At 44.9% G+C, this 18,760-nt stretch carries 15 protein-coding genes; 10 read left to right on the top strand and 5 right to left on the bottom strand.

Going from position 1 to position 18,760, the window contains the following annotated elements; all coding sequences use genetic code 11:
* The first annotated feature begins 7 nt into the window (after nucleotides 1-7).
* The 4 genes from ACO05V_RS20345 (at nucleotide 8) to ACO05V_RS20330 (ending at nucleotide 5,310) form a co-directional block, all read left to right on the top strand.
* Complete coding sequence (locus ACO05V_RS20345) at nucleotides 8-2,323, top strand: ATP-binding protein (protein WP_421855912.1); 2,316 nt, start codon at nucleotides 8-10, stop codon at nucleotides 2,321-2,323.
* Complete coding sequence (locus ACO05V_RS20340) at nucleotides 2,323-3,681, top strand: sigma-54-dependent transcriptional regulator (RefSeq protein ID WP_421855910.1); 1,359 nt, start codon at nucleotides 2,323-2,325, stop codon at nucleotides 3,679-3,681. The genes ACO05V_RS20345 and ACO05V_RS20340 overlap by 1 nt, the downstream gene beginning before the upstream one ends.
* Before the next feature lie 93 nt (nucleotides 3,682-3,774).
* Nucleotides 3,775-4,539 (top strand): sulfite exporter TauE/SafE family protein, encoded by a 765-nt coding sequence (locus tag ACO05V_RS20335; RefSeq protein ID WP_421855908.1) that lies wholly within the window; start codon nucleotides 3,775-3,777, stop codon nucleotides 4,537-4,539.
* A gap of 30 nt (nucleotides 4,540-4,569) precedes the next feature.
* Nucleotides 4,570-5,310 (top strand): GGDEF domain-containing protein, encoded by a 741-nt coding sequence (locus ACO05V_RS20330; RefSeq protein WP_421855906.1) that lies wholly within the window; start codon nucleotides 4,570-4,572, stop codon nucleotides 5,308-5,310.
* A 23-nt stretch (nucleotides 5,311-5,333) separates the two neighbouring features.
* Here the strand turns inward: ACO05V_RS20330 and ggt are convergent, their stop codons facing one another.
* From ggt to ACO05V_RS20310, 4 genes are all read right to left on the bottom strand, one after another.
* Nucleotides 5,334-7,094: a gamma-glutamyltransferase gene (gene ggt, locus ACO05V_RS20325; RefSeq protein ID WP_421855904.1), complete on the bottom strand. Its 1,761-nt coding sequence runs from the start codon at nucleotides 7,092-7,094 to the stop codon at nucleotides 5,334-5,336.
* A gap of 192 nt (nucleotides 7,095-7,286) precedes the next feature.
* Nucleotides 7,287-8,138 carry an amidohydrolase family protein gene (locus ACO05V_RS20320; protein WP_421855902.1) on the bottom strand — a complete coding sequence of 284 codons (852 nt, stop codon included), beginning with the start codon at nucleotides 8,136-8,138 and terminating at the stop codon, nucleotides 7,287-7,289.
* A 30-nt stretch (nucleotides 8,139-8,168) separates the two neighbouring features.
* The gene (locus ACO05V_RS20315) at nucleotides 8,169-9,302 is read right to left on the bottom strand and encodes a mandelate racemase/muconate lactonizing enzyme family protein (RefSeq protein ID WP_421855900.1); all 1,134 of its coding nucleotides are present in this window, start codon (nucleotides 9,300-9,302) and stop codon (nucleotides 8,169-8,171) included.
* A gap of 91 nt (nucleotides 9,303-9,393) precedes the next feature.
* Nucleotides 9,394-10,119, bottom strand: coding sequence for a FadR/GntR family transcriptional regulator (locus tag ACO05V_RS20310; protein ID WP_421855898.1), 726 nt, complete (start codon nucleotides 10,117-10,119; stop codon nucleotides 9,394-9,396).
* 271 nt (nucleotides 10,120-10,390) lie between these two features.
* On the opposite strand from ACO05V_RS20310, the gene ACO05V_RS20305 reads away from it, so the two are divergent.
* The 6 genes from ACO05V_RS20305 to ACO05V_RS20280 all read left to right on the top strand — a co-directional run bounded on the left by ACO05V_RS20305 (nucleotide 10,391) and on the right by ACO05V_RS20280 (nucleotide 16,901).
* Nucleotides 10,391-11,389 carry a TRAP transporter substrate-binding protein gene (locus ACO05V_RS20305; protein ID WP_421855896.1) on the top strand — a complete coding sequence of 333 codons (999 nt, stop codon included), beginning with the start codon at nucleotides 10,391-10,393 and terminating at the stop codon, nucleotides 11,387-11,389.
* A 120-nt stretch (nucleotides 11,390-11,509) separates the two neighbouring features.
* Nucleotides 11,510-12,061: a TRAP transporter small permease gene (locus tag ACO05V_RS20300; RefSeq protein ID WP_421855894.1), complete on the top strand. Its 552-nt coding sequence runs from the start codon at nucleotides 11,510-11,512 to the stop codon at nucleotides 12,059-12,061.
* A gap of 1 nt (nucleotide 12,062) precedes the next feature.
* Nucleotides 12,063-13,346, top strand: coding sequence for a TRAP transporter large permease (locus tag ACO05V_RS20295; protein WP_421855892.1), 1,284 nt, complete (start codon nucleotides 12,063-12,065; stop codon nucleotides 13,344-13,346).
* 31 nt (nucleotides 13,347-13,377) lie between these two features.
* Nucleotides 13,378-14,175, top strand: coding sequence for an NAD-dependent epimerase/dehydratase family protein (locus tag ACO05V_RS20290; RefSeq protein WP_421855890.1), 798 nt, complete (start codon nucleotides 13,378-13,380; stop codon nucleotides 14,173-14,175).
* A 148-nt stretch (nucleotides 14,176-14,323) separates the two neighbouring features.
* The gene (locus tag ACO05V_RS20285) at nucleotides 14,324-15,235 is read left to right on the top strand and encodes a 5-dehydro-4-deoxyglucarate dehydratase (protein ID WP_421855888.1); all 912 of its coding nucleotides are present in this window, start codon (nucleotides 14,324-14,326) and stop codon (nucleotides 15,233-15,235) included.
* Between the two features lie 91 nt (nucleotides 15,236-15,326).
* Nucleotides 15,327-16,901 (top strand): aldehyde dehydrogenase (NADP(+)), encoded by a 1,575-nt coding sequence (locus ACO05V_RS20280; protein WP_421855886.1) that lies wholly within the window; start codon nucleotides 15,327-15,329, stop codon nucleotides 16,899-16,901.
* A 236-nt stretch (nucleotides 16,902-17,137) separates the two neighbouring features.
* On the opposite strand, the gene ACO05V_RS20275 is transcribed toward ACO05V_RS20280, so the two are convergent.
* Nucleotides 17,138-18,751: a TRAP transporter large permease gene (locus tag ACO05V_RS20275; protein WP_421855884.1), complete on the bottom strand. Its 1,614-nt coding sequence runs from the start codon at nucleotides 18,749-18,751 to the stop codon at nucleotides 17,138-17,140.
* Between the last annotated feature and the right edge of the window lie 9 nt (nucleotides 18,752-18,760).

The raw sequence follows: 18,760 nt of genomic DNA, 5'->3' as shown, positions 1-18,760 counted from the left end.
ATTTTAGGTGAGCGTATTGAAAGAAAAGCACAGTTTTAGCATGAGATGGCTTTTTTCATCCAAGCAATTAATTTGGCTGTATCTTGGCGTTTTTATTGTGGTGGTGTTGCTGATTTGGAAAGGTGGTGAAGCCTTAAGAAATCAACAAATCAAAGCGTTGCGTATTGATTCTTTTGAGCAGCTAAACCAGCTTGCTAGCGTTCTTGAAAGTGCGATTGCCAAGTATCAACATATGCCGACGTTATTGGCATCGAATGACCGAGTTAAAAAAGCCCTGCGAGATGGCTTTGAATCGGACATTAATCAGCTTAACCGCGAACTTGAGCAAATCAACCGCATCACCGAAGCCTCGGACAGTTATATTTTAAATACCGACGGATTAACCATAGCCGCGTCTAACTATCGCGAAACCGCCAGTTTTGTTGGCCGCAACTTTGCCTTTCGCCCGTATTTCAAAGACGCTATTCAAGGCAAACCGGGGCGTTATTATGCACTCGGTACGACATCGAATCGCCGTGGTTATTACTTTTCGTATCCTGTCTATGAAGGCGACTCGATTATTGGTATTGCGGTTGTAAAAGTGGATTTGACGCAATTCGAAAAACGTTTTGCTAACCAGCATTATGAATTTTTATTACTCGACCCCGATGGCATTGTATTTAGCAGCTCGCGTTCTAACTGGTTGTATCGTGTGTTGGGCGAATTGTCTCATGCCGAGTTGCAGCGTATTGCTGATTCGCAGCGTTATTTCGGTAAAGCCATCGAAAAGCTGGCCATTGTTTATCAAAAGCCTTTTGATGAAAAATCGCAAATTGTCGATGTGTTAGAAAATACCGTCATAGATGGCACAGAAGAATTAGAGCGACTGTCGTTTTTGAAAATGAGTCGGCCGATCCGCCTTTTAGGCTTTCAAATTTCTATCCTTGCGCCTTTAAAAACCATCAATGAAGAAATCTCTCTATGGCGCACTATTTTTGCTGGCGGTGTGACCATTACGGCCTTGTTATTTGGTTTGGCTATGTTGCGCAGACGTATGCTAAGAGAACGGTCTGATGCCAATGAAATGACACGCCATAACCAAGCCTACATTCGTGAAGTGATTCAAAACACGCAAGCGGGTTTGGTGACATTGGATGAGAACCACAAAATAGAATCTTTTAATCCAGCAGTGGAAAAGCTGCTTGGCCAGCCATTATCGCCCTTGGTAGGTCAGCCACTTGGTGTTTTGTTTCAACCCGATGAACAAGATACATCGACCTTGCCTTCTCATAACGACTTTCTGGAAACGGTCAATGATTTAGGCATTAAGGTGCTGACGCGAGAAGGGCGTTTATGTTATTCCGATCAAACGGTTCCGGTGGAAATGACTTTATGTAAGATGCAATTGCCGAATCGCTTGAGTTATTTGGTGACCTTCCATGACATGACCGAGCGCAAACGTTATGAGCAAGATATCACACAGGCGCGTATTGAGCTTGAAGAGCGAGTGAAAGAACGAACCTTTGAACTACAAGGTGCCAATACTCGTCTTCGCCATGAAATTGAAGAGCATAAAGGCACGCAACGAGAGCTGATACAAACAGCAAAATTGGCCGTATTAGGACAGTTAACCGCGGGCTTGAACCATGAATTAAATCAGCCTTTGACTGCAATTCGCGCCTTTGCCGGAAACGGTTTGAAGTTTTTAGATCGTGGCCAATATGAACAAGCTCATACTAATTTGCAGCATATTAGCCAATTGGGCCATCACATGGGCGATATTATCGCCCGCTTTAAAGTGTTCGCTCGTAAAGGCGATGTGCAACAAGGTCCCATTGCGGTTCAGGCCGCCATTATGGGCGCTTTGAAAATTATGAATCCGCGTTACAAAGAAGTGGATATAGAGCTGGTGGTGAAGGAAGACCAAGGCTTTATTGTGAACGGCGATATGGTCTTTTTAGAGCAAGTGCTAGTGAACTTATTAGCCAACGCCGCCGATGCGATTTTAGAAGCGCCAGATAATCCACGACGTGTTTGTATCGAGCAAATTTCGACAGAAAACCAAGTCATTATTTGCGTTCAAGATTCGGGTAATGGTTTGAGTGATGACGCAATTCGACATCTGTTTGAACCGTTTTTCACTTCCAAATCGTCGGGGTTAGGGTTGGGATTAGGTTTGTCGATAAGTCAGCGCATCGTCGAAGCAATGGGCGGACAAATTAGTGCACAGAACCGAGACTCCGGCGGTGTTGAATTTTGTGTTAGGCTACCTCGTTTCAGCCACCAGACAAATAAACTCCAGTCTCTTGCTAAAGAGTCTACCGATCCCAAAGAGGAAATCTAATGCCGGACAGCAAGCAAGTAATATTAATTGACGACGAACAAGCCGTTCGTATGGCAATTTCTCAGACATTGCAGCTTGAAGACTTTGATGTTGTAGAGTTCGCATCGGCGCAAGGCGTGATTGAAAAATTGTCGTTAGATTGGTCTGGCGTGATTGTCAGTGATATTAATTTGCCCGGTAAAAGTGGTTTAGAGTTATTCGAAGAAGTTAAAAAAATTGATGCGGAAATCCCTTTTATTCTCATTACTGGCCACGGCGATATCAGTATGGCGGTGAGCGCCATTCGTGATGGCGCTTATGATTTTATTGAAAAGCCGTTTTCCAATGAAGACTTTCTTGAAGTGGTGCGTCGTGCTTCGGAAAAGCGCCAGCTAACCTTGGAAAACCGTAATTTACGTCTGGAATTGGCGGCGCAAAACGCACCGGGACCGCGGATTATCGGTAATACGCCGGGAATTCATCGTTTGCGTCAGGCGTTGTTGCATGTAGCAGATACCGGCGCGGATATTCTTATCCAAGGGGAAACGGGCACAGGCAAAGAATTGGTGGCGCGATACATTCATGAGCATAGTTCTCGCCGAGGTCATGCTTTTGTGGCGATTAACTGTGGCGCTGTGCCGGATTCTATTATGGAATCCGAACTATTTGGTCATGAAAAAGGCGCGTTTACCGATGCTAAGACACAACGTATTGGTAAGCTTGAGCACGCCAATGGTGGAACCTTGTTCCTTGATGAAATTGAAAGCATGCCGATGTCGATGCAGATTCGCTTATTGCGGGTGTTGGAAGAGCGCCGTTTAGAGCGCTTAGGCTCCAATACAGCGATTGATTTGGATTTGCGTATTTTGGCCGCAACCAAGGTCGACCTGAAGCAACTGAGTGAAGGCGGCACATTCCGCGAAGATTTGTATTATCGGCTCAACGTCGTGCGAGTAGACATTCCGCCATTACGGGAGCGAAAAGACGATATTTCTCTACTGTGGCAGCATTTTTGTTTAGTAGCGATTGCCCAGTATAAGCGTGAATCTGAGCCACTTTCAGCAGCGCGAATGCACAGCTTGTTAAGCTATGATTGGCCGGGTAATGTGCGTGAGTTGCGTAACCTTGCTGAGCGATATGTACTGATGGGTGAGGCGGGTTCATTTGAGTTTGACCAGATCATTATCAACGAAAACAATCCCGGAGTGATGACGCTGCCTGAGCAGTTAGAGCGCTTTGAAAAAACTTTATTAGAGCAAGAATTGCTGCGTCAGAAAAGTTCCATAAAAGACACGATGGATGCCCTTGGTTTGCCGCGTAAAACCCTCTATGACAAGATGCGTAAGTATGATTTAGATAAAGATATCTACAAACAGTAATTATCTGTATCACCAACAAAAATGCGGGTGCTGAGATTTCGGCAGCCCGTTTTGTTATTCTGCCGCTCCTATTCTTTTAATGTTATTGATTCTATGACTTTATCTTCCTTGTTGTTTGAGCGGGTCTCTGCGCATATCTTTATCCTTTTGGTTGCTGTCGCAGGGCTGACTTCTTTTTTTACTGCGAGTTTTGGAGCAGGCGGCGGTGTCATGTTACTGGGTGTCATGGCGCAAGTGTTGCCGCCACAGTTGATTATCCCGCTTCATGGTGTGGTGCAGCTTGGTTCAAATGCGGGACGCGCAGGGATGAGTTGGCGTCATATTGATTGGAAGTTAATTGGTACGTTTTTACCCGGAGCATTGCTAGGGGCTTTTATTGGAAGTTTTGTCTTGGTTTCTCTGCCGCCTGCTATCATGTATTTAACGATTGCTTTGTTTATCTTGTATTTATGCTGGGGGCCAAAGTTACCTAAAATGGTATTGGGATCGTGGGGAACTCTGCTTGCTGGTGGTATTACCACGTTTATTACTCTGTTTGCTGGCGCAACTGGGCCTTTGGTAGCTGCGTTTATCAAGCAGATTCATGCTGATCGTTTTCGAACTGTGGCAACCTTCGCCACGGCCATGTCGTTACAGCATGTATTGAAAATTGCCGTGTTTGAAGCGGCAGGTTTCCCGCTCACAACGTGGTTGCCTTTATTGGTTTGTATGATTATTAGCGGCGCGATAGGCACGTGGATTGGTCTTCGAGTATTAAAGCGTATTTCAGATCGTTACTTTCATCGCTTTTTTAATATAGTGTTAACACTAATGGCATTAAGGTTAATTTGGCAGTCGATAATTTTGCTTACTGCGTAATTTCAATGCGCTTTTTAGAGGACCATAAGTATGAGAGCACGACTCCAAAGATTGGGACGAGTTAAACTGGTTTGTATCATCACTATTTTTGCCGTCATTTTAGCATCCTCTAGTAATCTTTTTATTTCTGAGCTTTTTAATTTCCAAACAACGTTTTTTGAGGATGTTCTTCGTTCGTCTTTGAGTGCTATTTTTGTTGCTCCGCTTCTATCTTGGCATCTGGTGGGTATCTTTTATAAACTGGACGTTTTGGAAAAAAATATGAGCCGTTTGGCGAAAATGGATGATTTGACGTCTGTGTGCAATCGTCGATTCTTTTATATACAAATAGAGGATTGGCTTGGCACTGAGTCAAATCGAAACGCCGTATACGCTTTTTTTGTGCTAGACATGGATTTGTTTAAAGGTATCAATGATCGCTATGGTCACCTTTGTGGCGATAAAGTATTAGTGGAATTTAGTGATATTTTACGAAAATTGTCTCCCAGCCCGAATATTGTTGGTCGTCTTGGCGGTGAGGAGTTTGCTGTATTTCTCCCGAATGTGAGTCAAGAGAAGGCAGAAATGTTGGCTGCTAGCATTTGCCAGACAATAAGAGATTCAGAGATCGATTATGACGGTGAAAAAGTATCTTGTTCCGTCAGTATCGGGGTTTCTATTAATATTAATCGTCAAAAAAGCACTATTGAAAACGCCTTTAAATACGCAGACCTCGCCCTGTATGACGCAAAAGAGTCAGGGCGAGACTGTTACCGTGTTTACCTTCCTTAGAACGAGATTTTAATCTCCTGCTTTTAATCTCCTAGTACTAAGCCTTCTCTTCTTGGGTCAGCACCACCGAGTAAGCCATTCGGCTCAATAACAATACCTTGCACGCCGGAGTTTAAATCCCGAATCGATACCTTGTAGCCCATTTCTTTGAGCGTTTTTTCGTAAGAGGCCGCTTGTGTGCCTTTTTCTAAATCGAACGTGCCGAAGCGATTGAGCATATTGGGCAAGTTGATGGCTTGCTGAATATCCATGTCCCATTCAAGATGCGCGATAAGCGTTTTTGCCACGTAGCCAATAATACGAGACCCGCCCGGTGAACCAACCACTAAATACGGTTTGTTGTCTTTCATTACGATAGTCGGAGACATAGAAGAGCGAGGACGTTTGCCGGGTTCTAAGCGGTTGGCAATTGGGAAGCCATCTTGATGAGATTTAAAAGAGAAATCCGTCAGTTCATTGTTTAGCAAAAAACCATTACTCATCATGTTTGAGCCAAAGCCATTTTCGATGGTGGTGGTAACAGACACTGCGTTACCATCTTTATCAACAATAGAGATATGGCTGGTGGAAGGTAGCTCAATGGCAATGTCATCGGCTTGTTTTATCGGGTGACGCCATTCGGGTTCGCCTGCCTCAACGTTTTCTAGTGCTTTGCCTTGAGTGATGAGTTTGGCCCGTTCGGCCAAATAAGGTTTGTCTAGCAAGCCTTGTGGCATAGGAACATAGTCTGTGTCTGCCATGTAACGGCCGCGATCAGCAAAGGCAAGACGGGAGGCGTCGCCGATAATCTGCCATGCTTCTGGAGAATTTGGCCCTAAAGCGGCGAGATCAAATTGTTCGGTAATGCCAAGGATTTGTCCAACGGTTAAGGCCCCAGAACTTGGTGGTCCCATGCCGCAAATATCGTATTCTTTGTAAGGTAAGCAGACTGGAGCGCGTTCTTTTACTCGATAACTGAGGAAGTCTTGTTCAGACAAAACGCCCGGATTATCCAGTGCTCCTTGAACTTTAGACACAATGCTTTTGGCTATTTGTCCTGTGTAAAACTCATCCGCTCCGTAGGTGGCAAGAAAACGCAACGTTTCATAATACTGAGTGTTTTTTAATCGGCTGCCAGCTTCAACAGGCGTGCCATCTAAATTAAAGAAATAACCTTTGGTTTCTGGATAACGAGATAATCGTTCTACGCTGCCTTTGATGGCATCGGCCAAGCGAGGTGACACGATAAAACCTTCTTGAGCAAGCTCTGTCGCAGGTGCTAATAGATCTTCCCATGGCATGGTGCCATAGCGGTCGTGCAGTTCGCCCATTAGTTTGACTGTGCCGGGAGTGCCAACAGAACGACCACCAACCACGGCATCATAGAAGGCAAGCGGCTCACCGTTTTCATCTTGAAAAAGTTCTGGTGTGGCTTGTTGGGGCGCTGTTTCTCGACCATCAAACGTCGTGAGTTTTTGATTGGTTGCATCGTAATAAACAGCGAAAGCGCCGCCGCCTAAACCAGACGATTGAGGCTCAACCAATCCTAATACCATTTGTACGGCAACCAGTGCATCGATAGCAGAGCCACCGGCTTTTAGCACATCGTAACCCGCTTTAGTTGCTTCTGGGTTGGCAGTGGCGACCATGAATTTTTGCGCATGAGTTAGACTCTTTTTTTCTAGTCCACTAGCGGCTTCTGGTGCAACACCATCAGCCGCTTGCCCAGCGGCGAACGTGAACTGACTGATTGAAAATAAAGGTAGGAGCGTTAAGGCTTGTAACCAGCGCTTTTTTAGCATCATGAAAATCCTTGTTGATGAATGAAGTGTCTTGTTGCCATCAAAACAAAAATACTCAGCAGAGTGAAGTCATAAAATAAAGAATGGTGTGATTTTAGAGAAAAGAAACTGTAAGTGTTTTGGGGCTTAAAAGAGGCAATAAGCAGAGAATTCAGGACTGTGTTAAACCCTGAGCTCTCTGTTTATTTTTAATTATCAGTGACGCCAATAAAGTCGATTTGGGTTGTCTACGAATATTGCTTGACGTGTTTTTTCATCTGGTATCCAGCTCATGACAGTATCTAGTAGCTGAACATCATTCGGTGCATCTTCTGGCGCACCGGAAACATGTGGCCAATTACTTCCCAAGATAACGCGCTCGGGAGCATGCGCAATAATACGTTTTGATAGCTCGGCGATGTCTTTATAGTCTGGTCCACCAGTGGCTGAACTTTCATAACAGGCTGCCATTTTGTAATAGCAGTTGCCTTTGTCTATTAGTTTCAATAGCTGTTTAAACTCGGCGGAATCTGGTGAAACTGGCGGTAAAAACTTTGCGTGATGATCAATGATGTAGTCGCCCTGAATTTGATTAAGCAGGGCAGCGTGATCGAGAATTTCTCGACCATTAAACTGCACCATGCAAGTCCAATCAAAAGGCCGGATCTTAGCGTGCACTGCAAGCAAATCCTTTAGGCGAACGGCACCTTGAGTAAGTTGCATGATTCGTGCGCCACGGGCGCCTTGTTCGTGCCATTGTTGGATAGTTGCTTCGCTAGTAGTTGGTGTGACCACAACCACACCGCGTCCGTTATCTCCCAATTGGCCTAGTGCTTCGAGTAGACAAGAGTTGTCTTCTTGATACGCATTGGGTTGGGTTAAGACTACTTTTTCTAACCCTAGCCATTGCTGTACTCGGCGATAGTCTGCCAAATTTGCGGCATCGCTTGGAATAGCCGGACCACCCGGTAATGAATCATGCTCGGCACTGTACACGTGAATATGAGAGTCTACGCTGCCTTTGGGTAAGGCGATTTTTGGTTTGTCGCCTGTCAATAATCGAGTCATCAACATCTCCTTGATGGTTTAAAAAATCAATTACTGTTTGGGTGCGTATTTCGCAAGTTCTTCACGGACAATTTCTATCCCCAAGCCGTGACCACTAGGTACGGCTAGATGGCCGTTTTCCAATTTAAACGGTGTGGTAATAATGCTTGAGCGGAAAGGGTTGTGGGTTTGGTCGTATTCAAAACGCGGTGAATGACTGCCAGGAGACGGTGGATTAGGTGGGATAACCGCATGAAAGTGTAGGCCAGCGGCAAGGGCGATGCTGGTCCCCCAAACGTGAGGGACACAGCGAACGCCATAAATATCGCATAAAGTAAGTATTTTTCTCGCTTCACTGAGACCGCCCACACCACAAACATCCGGTTGGAGAATGTCGACCGTATTTTGTTTTAGCGCTTCGTTGATTCCCCAGCGCGAATGCCATGTTTCGCCACCAGCAAGGGGAATTGGTTGCGTACTTCTTAGTTTGTTATAACTGGAGAGTGCTTCGGGTACGACGGGTTCTTCAAACCAAAGAATATCGCAATCGGCTACTTGGTTAGCAACGCGAGCCGCGTCGATATGGTCATAACCGTGATTCGCGTCGATCATCAGCTCTATGTCATAGCCGAGGCATTGGCGCACGGCTTTGATTGAGGCAACGTCTAAGTCGACACCAAAGCCAATTTTAATTTTTACCGCTTCAAAGCCTTGTGTTTTGTAGCCAGAAACTTCTTTGAGTAGGCTTTCAATACGATCTTCGCCAATGACTTTAAAACCACCAGTCGCATAAACGGGAATGCGAGTGCGAAAAGCGCCGCCCATTAATTGATAGGTCGGGCATTGATGAAATTTACCAGCAAGGTCCCAAAGGGCGATATCTAGGCCGCTAATAGCATTGATGGTAGCGCCGCGTTGGCCTTGGTCGCGAAAGGTGTTGTAAAGCATAAGCCAGATAGGCTCGATATCTAGGGCATTTTTACCAATCAATAGCGGTGTCATGGCTTTGACAAAGGCATCATTAACAATGCGGTTACCAAGGCATTCTCCCCACCCGATTAAGCCATTGTCGCAATGTATTTCAACTAATAAATGCTCGCGAGAGGTGAACCGCATGGAGGCGGATTCGAATTGTTTTTCCAGCGTGTGAGTGAGATGGTGAGTAATAACTTGCGTAATTTTCATCAGACAGCCTTCTGTTTGGTTTTTATTGTATTTGTAGACTTAAACCATCAGACAGTATCACAATTCATCTTATAAAAACCACATATTCATACTATGACTTGCTGCGTTCGATTTCACGCATAAGTGTCCGATACCGTTCGCAACCATTCTGAAGATGATCGCGCACGGCTTTTTGAGCAGCTTGTGCATCGCGAGCTTCAATGGCATCTAAAATGGCTTTGTGTTCACTATTAAGCGATTTTTCAATGTCAGGATCTTTGGGTAAACCGGCTTCTTCTCTTAGTCTGGCGCGTGGAATAGTACGGCGTCCTAAGACTTCGAGGAAATCAACAAAATGCTGGTTGTTAGTGGCTCTTGCTATGGCTAAATGAAACTCAAAATCTTCTTGTTCTGCGCTGTCGCCATTTTGTACTTTTTTCTCATAAGCATCGAAGCAACGGTAGATGTCGGCCTCTTGAGCTAGCGAGCAACGAGCGACGGCTAAAGCAACGGCTTCTACTTCGACAGCTGTCCTTAACTCCAGTGATTCTATGGTGTCTGTGAGAGTTTGGGTGCTAGCTCTTAGTAGGGACGGTAGCGCTTTTTTTTGTGCAGCAATGAAGACACCAACACCTTGTTTGGCTTCTACTAGACCTTCTGCTTTTAGGGTAGCGATAGCTTCACGCAATACAGTGCGACTGACAGAAAGCTCTATCATGAGGTTAGGCTCAGTGGGCAGTTTGTCGCCGACTTTCATACCGCTTTTTTGGATTTTTTTTCTAAGCTTTTCGGCTGTTTGTTGCGGTAAGCTTTTTTTTACTTTTTTTGTTAGTGGCATTTTTGCTGGCCTGTGTCTATGCGTTGCTAATCGCTGGGCTGGTGTTGTGATCGCAAATATATCACATCCGTCAATGACTTTTTCAATAAGTGCGACAGGTTAAACAGTATACAAATATTTTGCAATAATCATACTATGACTATTTCAAATCATCTTATCATGTGCTAAAACTAAATGCAGTTGGATGATTATGGCTTTGTAAAAAAGGTCAGTCTTTGACATCCCGAAAGCTGAAAGCAAGAAAAAATAAAAAAAAACTGGAGATATAACAATGATAAAAAAGCTTCACAGAAAAACTCTCAATACCGCTTTGGCATTTGCTGCCGTTGCATCGGCTGTTTCTTTCTCTTCAATTGCGCAAGCAGAATGGAAAGGGTGGAACATTCATAACGCAGATTATCCTGTTACCGTCGCCATGGAATCTTTTATCAAAGAAGCCAACAAAGTAACCGATGGTCGAGTGAGTGGTCGTGTGTATAACGGGGGGGTATTAGGAAGTCAGTCCGATTCAATTCAAATGCTGCAAGTTGGCGCGATTCAGTTCGCAGGCTTTAACTTGGGGCCAATGGGGGAAGCTGTTCCAGAAGTGAACGTGGTTTCTTTGCCTTTTATATTTAAAAACCTTGATCACATGCATCGTGTAATGGATGGCCCTGTTGGCGATCAATTAAGTGATGCGATGGCGAAGCAAGGTATCATTTCATTAGCTTGGTATGACGGCGGCGCTCGCTCGTTTTATAACACAGCGAAGCCTATCAATACGCCAGCTGATATGAAAGGCGAAAAATTCCGTGTTATGAACAACGAACTTTATGTTGGCATGGTGGAAGCGCTAGGTGGTAATGCAACGCCAATGGCGTATTCGGAAGTGTATCAATCTTTGAAAACAGGCGTGGTAGATGGCGCTGAAAACAATTGGCCATCTTATGATTCAAGTAATCACTACGAAGTGGCGCAGTACTATTCTTTGACTGAGCATTTGATTCTGCCTGAATGTCTATGTGTTAGTGTTAAAGCATGGAATGGCTTGTCGGCAGACGATCAAAAAGCCGTGAAAGCAGCCGCTCGTGAAAGTTCTACGTTGCAGCGTAAGTTGTGGGCGGAGCGTGATACAGAAAGCCGTAAAAAAGTCTTGGCGTCTGGCGTTAAATTTAACGAAATCAAAGACAAGTCTGCTTTTCAAAATGCGATGAAACCAGTTTATGCCAAAGCGGTTAAAGACAATCCATCTCTAAAAAGCTTCATCGAGCAAATTCAAAATACTCAATAATGATTTCTAAGTGCACTGTAAAGGCGGTTGCTTTGTCGGTGTCTTAGTTTTTGGGAGGGCTTATTGGCTGTAATGAGTCGATAAGCCCAGTTTGATGACTTTTAGAGAATGAGTAAGTCTATGGATTCTTTCTATTCTAAACAGACACCCGTAAAAACCTTTCTGGATGTGTTGGCGTATTTGGCCACCATGCTTTCTGGTGTTTTTATGGTGGTGCTTGTTGCCTCTTTTGGTTGGCTAGTATTTGGTCGTTACGTATTGAACGATACGCCAACCTGGGTTGAGCAAATGGCGCTGTTATTAGTGACCAATATTACCTTTTTAGCCGCTGCGGTGGGGATTCATGAGCGCACTCATTTGAGCGTGGACATGTTGGCCTTGTGCGTGCCTAAAAGAGTCAATCAATTGATCAATATTTTGATTGATATGACGATTTTAGTTTTCGGAATATCGATGGCGATTTACGGCAAAGAGCTGGTGGATTTTGCTTGGTTCAGAAAGGTTCCGTTGTTAGGCATATCAGATGGTATTCGTTATTTTCCAGTTGTAGCTTGTGGTGTGTTGATGTCGCTGTTTTCTGGTTACCGTGTGGTAATCGGCATTGTGGCGCAGATTATATGGAAGCCTGAGTCTACTGATTCTAATTCTTCTGACATGAAAGGAGATCAGTAACATGGGTTTGGCTATTTTACTGGGGTTATTTGCACTACTGACTTTTATTGGCGTTCCTGTGGCGTTTGCTTTGGGCATGGCTGCTATTTCGGCTTTTTGGTATGAAGGCTTGCCGTTGATGATTGGCTTCCAGCGAATTGTTGCGGGTACGTCTACCTTTTCATTGTTAGCAATTCCGTTCTTTATTTTTGCTGGCGAACTGATGCTTCATGGTGGCATTGCTGCACGGTTAATTCGATTGGCATCTTCTGCGGTCGGCTGGATGCGCGGTGGTTTAGGTCAGGTGAATGTTTTTTCCAGCATGTTATTCGGTGGTATTTCCGGTTCTGCTGTGGCCGATGTTTCTGCATTAGGGTCTTTGTTAATCCCGGTAATGAAAGAGAAAGGCTACGATGATGATTACGCGGTTAACGTAACCGTTACGTCGTCTATCGCGGGCATCATGATTCCACCAAGTCACAATATGATCTTGTACGTGGTGGCGGCTGGCGGCGGCATGTCGGTGGCAAGTTTGTTTATGGCTGGGGTGATTCCTGGGATTTTGATGTGCTTTTTCTTGGGCTTGGTTGCACGTTGGATTGCGATTCGTAAGAACTTTCCAACGGAAGAGTTTGCCGGTTTTAAAGTAATTTTCTTTGCTTTTTTGGCGTCTTTTCCTGGATTGATTACTGCGATTATCGTGGTTGGCGGTGCCTTGTCTGGTGTGTTCACTGTGACCGAATCCGGTGCAATTGGGGCGATCTACGCGATTATTATCACAGGCTTTGTTTATCGTTCTTTAAGTTTAAAAGATTTTTGGATTGCTGTGGTGCGTTCTGTTAGAACGACTGGTTTGGTGATGATTTTAGTTGGCTGTGCGTCTGCCTTTGGTTACATGTTGGCCTTGTACGAAGTGCCAAAAGTGCTAGCAGAGACGCTGACATCTATTTCGGACAATCCGATTGTGATCTTGCTGATGATGAATGTGATCTTGTTGGTTTTGGGCATGATCATGGACATGGCAGCACTGATTCTTATTTGTACGCCTATTTTTCTTCCGGTTGCGTTAGGGCTTGGTATGGATCCGATTCATTTTGGCGTCATGCTGATGATGAATTTAGGGTTAGGTCTGTGCACGCCGCCTGTTGGTGGGTGTTTGTTTGTTGGTTGTGCCATTGGTGGTGTATCGATTCAAAAAGCGGTTAAAACCATCTGGCCATTTTATTTGGCTATTTTAGCGGCCCTAATGTTGGTGACGTTCGTACCGGCTGTATCGATGACATTGCCGAATTGGATCAATGGTTAGCCTTTGTTGAAATAGAGTTGAGGAGTGATCAATGAAACGTGTTTTATTAACCGGCGCAGCGGGAACATTAGGCACGGCCATGCGAAAAGCGTTGGCTGGCTGGGCTGAAGAACTTGTCTTGTCGGATATTGTGACCATCGAGACACTCAATGCGGGCGAATCCTTTATCGCCTGTGATTTAGCCGATTTAAACGCCGTGGTGGATTTGGTTCGTGGGTGTGATGCCATTATTCATCTTGGTGGGCAATCTATCGAAGGCACTTTCGAAAACATCATGAATGGCAACCTGAAGGGAACGTATCATATTTATGAAGCGGCTCGTCAGGTAGGTGTTAAGCGAATCGTCTTTGCTAGCTCGAATCACTTAACCGGATTTCATTCACGAGAAGAGCGTTTGAATGACAAAAGCCCAATGCGCCCCGATAGTTTATATGGCGTATCAAAAGGTTTTGGTGAACTTGTTGCACAATATTACTTCGACAAATTTGCGATTGAATCGGCCTTAATTCGAATCGGTAGCTGCTTGCCTAAACCCACGAATCGCCGTCTTTTATCTACATGGATCAGTGAAAGAGATTTGGCGGATTTAGTGAAAAGAGTGTTTATTATCAATCGCTTAGGTTGCACGGTGATCTACGGCGCTTCGAATAATCCATGTTCTTGGTGGGACAACAGTCACGCCAGTTTTATCGGCTGGTATCCAAAAGATTCCTCCGCTGTGTTTGAAGAAGAAGTGTTTCGCAATGATCCATTGTTGTCGCCGGATGATCCTGTGTTGCTTTATCAGGGCGGTGCTTTTGCGACAACAGGACATTTTGAAGACGTTTGATCTTAAAGACGGATGATTTACTGAAACACCAGTCGACATCGACTTTTTATTAACGGTTATTACTTATAAAAAATGAAATTTTTCCCAGCATTTGGGTAGGGTTTTACTTTGCCCAAATTTGGGAATATTGACACATTGAGGACTCATTATGGCACTTTCTATTGATCAAATTCGTTCATCTTTAGGTGATGGTTTGTTGTCTTTTCCGATTACGGATTTTGATGAAAATGGCAAATTTAAGGCGGATACTTATAAAAAACGCATTGAATGGTTTGTTGAACACGATGTTTCCGCTGTGTTTGTGGCGGGTGGAACAGGGGAGTTTTTCTCTCTTGGATTGGATGAATATAAAGAAATCTGTCAAATCGCGGTAGAAACCGTGGCAGGTCGAGTGCCTGTGATTGCCAGTGCTGGTCGAAGTGTGGTGGAGTCGAAAGCCTTCGTAAAAGCCGCAGAAGAAGCTGGTTGTGATGGCATTTTATTGATGCCTCCATTTCTGACTGAATGCCCTGAAGATGGCATCGTAGAATACGCTTCGCAAATCATGCAAAGCAGTCCACTTCAATTTATCTACTATAACCGTGGTAATGCTATTTTAGGCGCGGAAAGTGTGAAACAGCTCGCTGCACAAAATCCCAATATGATTGCCCTAAAAGATGGTGTTGGCCAAATTGCCGCACTGAATGACATAGTAAAAACAGTGGGAGATCGTTTGGTTTATATTGGTGGCGTTCCTACGGCAGAGATTTTTGCTGAAGCGTATTTATCTATTGGTGTTAACACTTATTCTTCTGCTGTTTTCAACTTTATGCCAGACATGGCGAATCGTTTTTATAAAGCGTTACGAGCAGGTGATAAAGAGACCGTTACTCAAATTATTCAAAACTTCTTCATTCCATTCTGCCGATTACGTGACGAGAAAAAAGGCTACGCTGTCAGCTTGATTAAAGCTGGGTCGAAAGTCATTGATCGATCTGCTGGCGATGTTCGTGCACCACTCGTTATGCCTAATGACGAGCAAAGTGCGCGCTTGAAAGCATTGATAGAAGCAAATAAGTAGTCTGCATGATTAATAAATAGAGTCCCGAAGCACCGATAAAGGTGCTTTATTTTTTTATAACGTCATACACACTGAAATCATGGAGAAAAGTATGCAAATTACAGGACAAATGCTGATCGGCTCGCAAGCCGTTAAAGGGCATAAAAAAGCCATTCGAGCGATGAATCCAGCGACTAACGAAGCTCTTAAACCTGAATTCCTAGGCGGTGATAAACAACATGTGGATCAAGCCGTTGCTTTGGCTTGGCAAGCGTTTGATGAATATCGAGCTTCACCAGTTGAAGTCCGAGCGACTTTTTTAGAAACCATAGCCGATGAAATTCTTGCCTTGGGTGATGCTTTGATAGAACGAGCCGTTGCCGAATCTGGGTTGCCAAAAGCGCGTATCGAAGGTGAACGTGGTCGTACTATGGGGCAACTACGCCTATTCGCCAGTGTGGTTCGTTTGGGAAAGGCTACGGATGCACGTATTGATCTTGCCATGCCTGATCGTACGCCATTGCCTCGCTCGGATTTACGTTTCCAGAAAATTCCACTTGGCCCTGTGGCTGTATTTGGTGCGAGTAATTTTCCTTTGGCATTTTCGGTAGCAGGTGGCGATACGGCGTCGGCTTTGGCTGCGGGTTGTCCGGTAGTGGTCAAAGCGCATTCTGCTCACCCAGGAACCTCGGAGCTAGTGGGACGAGCGATTCAATCTGCGGTGAAGAAATCCGGCTTGCCTGAAGGTGTGTTTTCCCTTTTATTTGGTGCTGGAGCGGATGTCGGTGGTACTTTGGTGGCGCATCCGCAGATCAAAGCCGTTGGGTTCACAGGCTCTCGCAGTGGTGGTTTGGCCTTGATGAATATTGCTGCGAATCGTCCAGAGCCGATTCCAGTTTATGCTGAAATGAGCAGTATCAACCCAGTATTTGTGATGCCAAGTAAGTTGGCAGCAGATGCACCAACAGTCGCGAAAGGTTTCGTTGCGTCGTTAACGATGGGGGCTGGGCAATTTTGTACCAATCCTGGTTTGGTAGTGCTTTGCAAAGGTGAGGGGGCTGAGAAATTCAAGGATACGGTGGCGAGTGAAGTACAAGCCTTGGGGACTCAAACCATGCTGACTTCTGGGATTTATCGAGCGTATTGCGATGGCGTGGCGAAGCTGAGTTCTAATAGCGGCACTAGTTTGCTGGCAAAAGCCAATGACAGTGATCAGCCTAATCAATGTTGTCCTCATGTCTTTGTAACCAGTGCGCAGACTTTCTTGGTCGATTCGTCAATGGAAGAGGAAGTATTTGGTTCGACATCTTTAATCATCGAATGTGAGACCTTGGCTGAATACAAATTTGTTGCTGAACATCTCGAAGGGCAGTTAACCGCCACAATTCAAATGCTAGACAGCGACGTAGAAGCGGTTCGTGCATTATTGCCCACATTGGAGCGCAAGGTCGGTCGAATTCTATGTAATGGCTATCCAACTGGAGTGGAAGTGTGTCATTCCATGGTTCATGGTGGCCCATTCCCTGCAACATCTGATAGTCGTTCTACATCGGTTGGCAGTGCTGCTATTGACCGTTTCTTACGTCCAGTGTGTTACCAAGATTTTCCTAGTTCATTGATTCCAGACGCCATTCAAGATAGTAACCCATTGAAGATTCCGCAATTGGTAGATGGTGTGATCATCTAAGTGTGTTCTGGTTATACTTTTGAAGAAAGACTAAAACGAAGATAAAAAAAGAAGACAAAAAACGAGATAGAAATATCTCGTTTTTTTTCTGAAAATCTAAATTGGCCTGAAATTCTATGTTGGCCATGAATTCTATGTTAGCCATAAATTCTAAGCAAAAAAAACGCCCCGAAGGGCGCTAAACTCTATAAACTTTTTGCATGTGCTGCTAAGAACACTTTGGGTGACAGCAATCGTTATTGAACGATTTCTGGTCCCATGATGCTGTAAGGCAATGCCGTAGACAGTGCAGGGATGTAAGTTACCAGCACCAAGAACACCATCAATACTAATACGAACGGCATCGCAGCTTTCACGACACGAGCCAAGCTCATGCCTGTTATGCCGGACGTAACAAACAGGTTCAAACCAATCGGTGGGGTGATCATACCGATTTCCATGTTTACCACCATGATGATACCTAGGTGAATTGGATCCACACCCAGCTCCATGGCAATCGGGAAGACCACTGGCGCTACAATAACCAATAGACCAGATGGTTCCATGAACTGACCGCCGATCAACAACAAGATATTTACGGCGATGAGGAAAGTGAACCAGTTAAAACCAACACCAAGCATCCACTCAGTGATCATTTGTGGAATGCGTTCTGCAGACAAGGTGTGAGCAAACAACAATGCGTTGGCGATGATAAACATCAGCATGATGGTGGTTTTTGTACCTTCTAGCATTACCTTACGAGATTCTTCACCAAACAAAGAAGGGAAAAAGCCACGTAGCATCATGGACAAATTGCGGCCCCAAATAGGTACGCCAGCAGCCAAACAAACACCGACAGATTCTTCTATTTTGCTAGAGCGCTTATAAACATAGAAAATAGCTAAGGCAACGGACATAATCGCACCCCAAAGTGCGCGATCACCACCAGTCACCGTTTCGCTGTCTGCGAAGATAAAGAATGACATGATTTCCCATACTAGGAAGAAAGACACGCCATAAACCGTACCGTTAAAACCAACACGAGCGTGCGGAGCATCGTTGTCGTTCGTCCATGTTTTGCCTTTTAATGGCCCCATGTCGCGGTAAACAAACAAAGCGATAAACATAGAGTAAACCGCTGCAACAACCGCGGCTTCGGTTGGCGTGAACACACCGCCATAAATACCACCCATGATTATTACGACTAGGAACAAGCCCCAGCCTGCTTCTTTACCACCGCGAATTAGGTTACCAAAACCCTTCCACTCTTCAGCCGGTAGCTTTTTGATTCGAGCCACAACATAGATTGCTAACATCAACATTCCGCCCGCCATCAAGCCAGGGATAACACCCGCCAAGAACATACGACCAACAGACACGTCAACGGATGCGGCATACACCACCATTACGATAGAAGGTGGAATCAAAATCCCCAAAGTACCTGCGTTGGCAATGATACCTGCTGCAAATTCTTTTGAGTAACCCACTTGAGTCATACCAGCAATGGCAATAGTACCGATAGCCACAACCGTTGCTGGAGAAGATCCAGATAAGGCGGCGAACATCATACAAGCCAATACTGATGCCATTGCCAAGCCACCACGGAAGTGACCAACACTGGCAATCGCAAAGTTAATCAAACGCTTCGCTACGCCGCCAGTCGACATGTAGGACGATGCAATGATGAAAAATGGGATAGCCAACAAAGTATAATGCTGACCAGCCCCAAACAGAGAAATAGCCACAGACGACAAAGAGTCGTGTGAGAAAAAGGTAATAAATAGTATGGACGACAAGCCCAAACAAATACCAACGGGTAAACCGACAAACAGCAGGACGATTACCAATGAAAATAGAATAAGTGATTCCACAATGACGCT

It is taken from the genome of Marinomonas sp., from assembly GCF_965225885.1.
In the GTDB taxonomy this organism is placed as follows: Bacteria; Pseudomonadota; Gammaproteobacteria; order Pseudomonadales; family Marinomonadaceae; genus Marinomonas.
This window is presented reverse-complemented; position numbering and strand designations above follow the sequence as displayed.

Excerpts from the sequence above, each read along its gene's own strand:
- ACO05V_RS20340 (WP_421855910.1), top strand. The coding sequence starts at position 2,323 with ATGCCGGACAGCAAGCAAGTAATATTAATTGACGACGAACAAGCCGTT.
- ACO05V_RS20335 (WP_421855908.1), top strand. The coding sequence starts at position 3,775 with ATGACTTTATCTTCCTTGTTGTTTGAGCGGGTCTCTGCGCATATCTTT.
- ACO05V_RS20330 (WP_421855906.1), top strand. The coding sequence starts at position 4,570 with ATGAGAGCACGACTCCAAAGATTGGGACGAGTTAAACTGGTTTGTATC.
- ggt (WP_421855904.1), bottom strand. The coding sequence starts at position 7,094 with ATGATGCTAAAAAAGCGCTGGTTACAAGCCTTAACGCTCCTACCTTTA.
- ACO05V_RS20320 (WP_421855902.1), bottom strand. The coding sequence starts at position 8,138 with ATGACTCGATTATTGACAGGCGACAAACCAAAAATCGCCTTACCCAAA.
- ACO05V_RS20315 (WP_421855900.1), bottom strand. The coding sequence starts at position 9,302 with ATGAAAATTACGCAAGTTATTACTCACCATCTCACTCACACGCTGGAA.
- ACO05V_RS20310 (WP_421855898.1), bottom strand. The coding sequence starts at position 10,119 with ATGCCACTAACAAAAAAAGTAAAAAAAAGCTTACCGCAACAAACAGCC.
- ACO05V_RS20305 (WP_421855896.1), top strand. The coding sequence starts at position 10,391 with ATGATAAAAAAGCTTCACAGAAAAACTCTCAATACCGCTTTGGCATTT.
- ACO05V_RS20300 (WP_421855894.1), top strand. The coding sequence starts at position 11,510 with ATGGATTCTTTCTATTCTAAACAGACACCCGTAAAAACCTTTCTGGAT.
- ACO05V_RS20295 (WP_421855892.1), top strand. The coding sequence starts at position 12,063 with ATGGGTTTGGCTATTTTACTGGGGTTATTTGCACTACTGACTTTTATT.
- ACO05V_RS20290 (WP_421855890.1), top strand. The coding sequence starts at position 13,378 with ATGAAACGTGTTTTATTAACCGGCGCAGCGGGAACATTAGGCACGGCC.
- ACO05V_RS20285 (WP_421855888.1), top strand. The coding sequence starts at position 14,324 with ATGGCACTTTCTATTGATCAAATTCGTTCATCTTTAGGTGATGGTTTG.
- ACO05V_RS20280 (WP_421855886.1), top strand. The coding sequence starts at position 15,327 with ATGCAAATTACAGGACAAATGCTGATCGGCTCGCAAGCCGTTAAAGGG.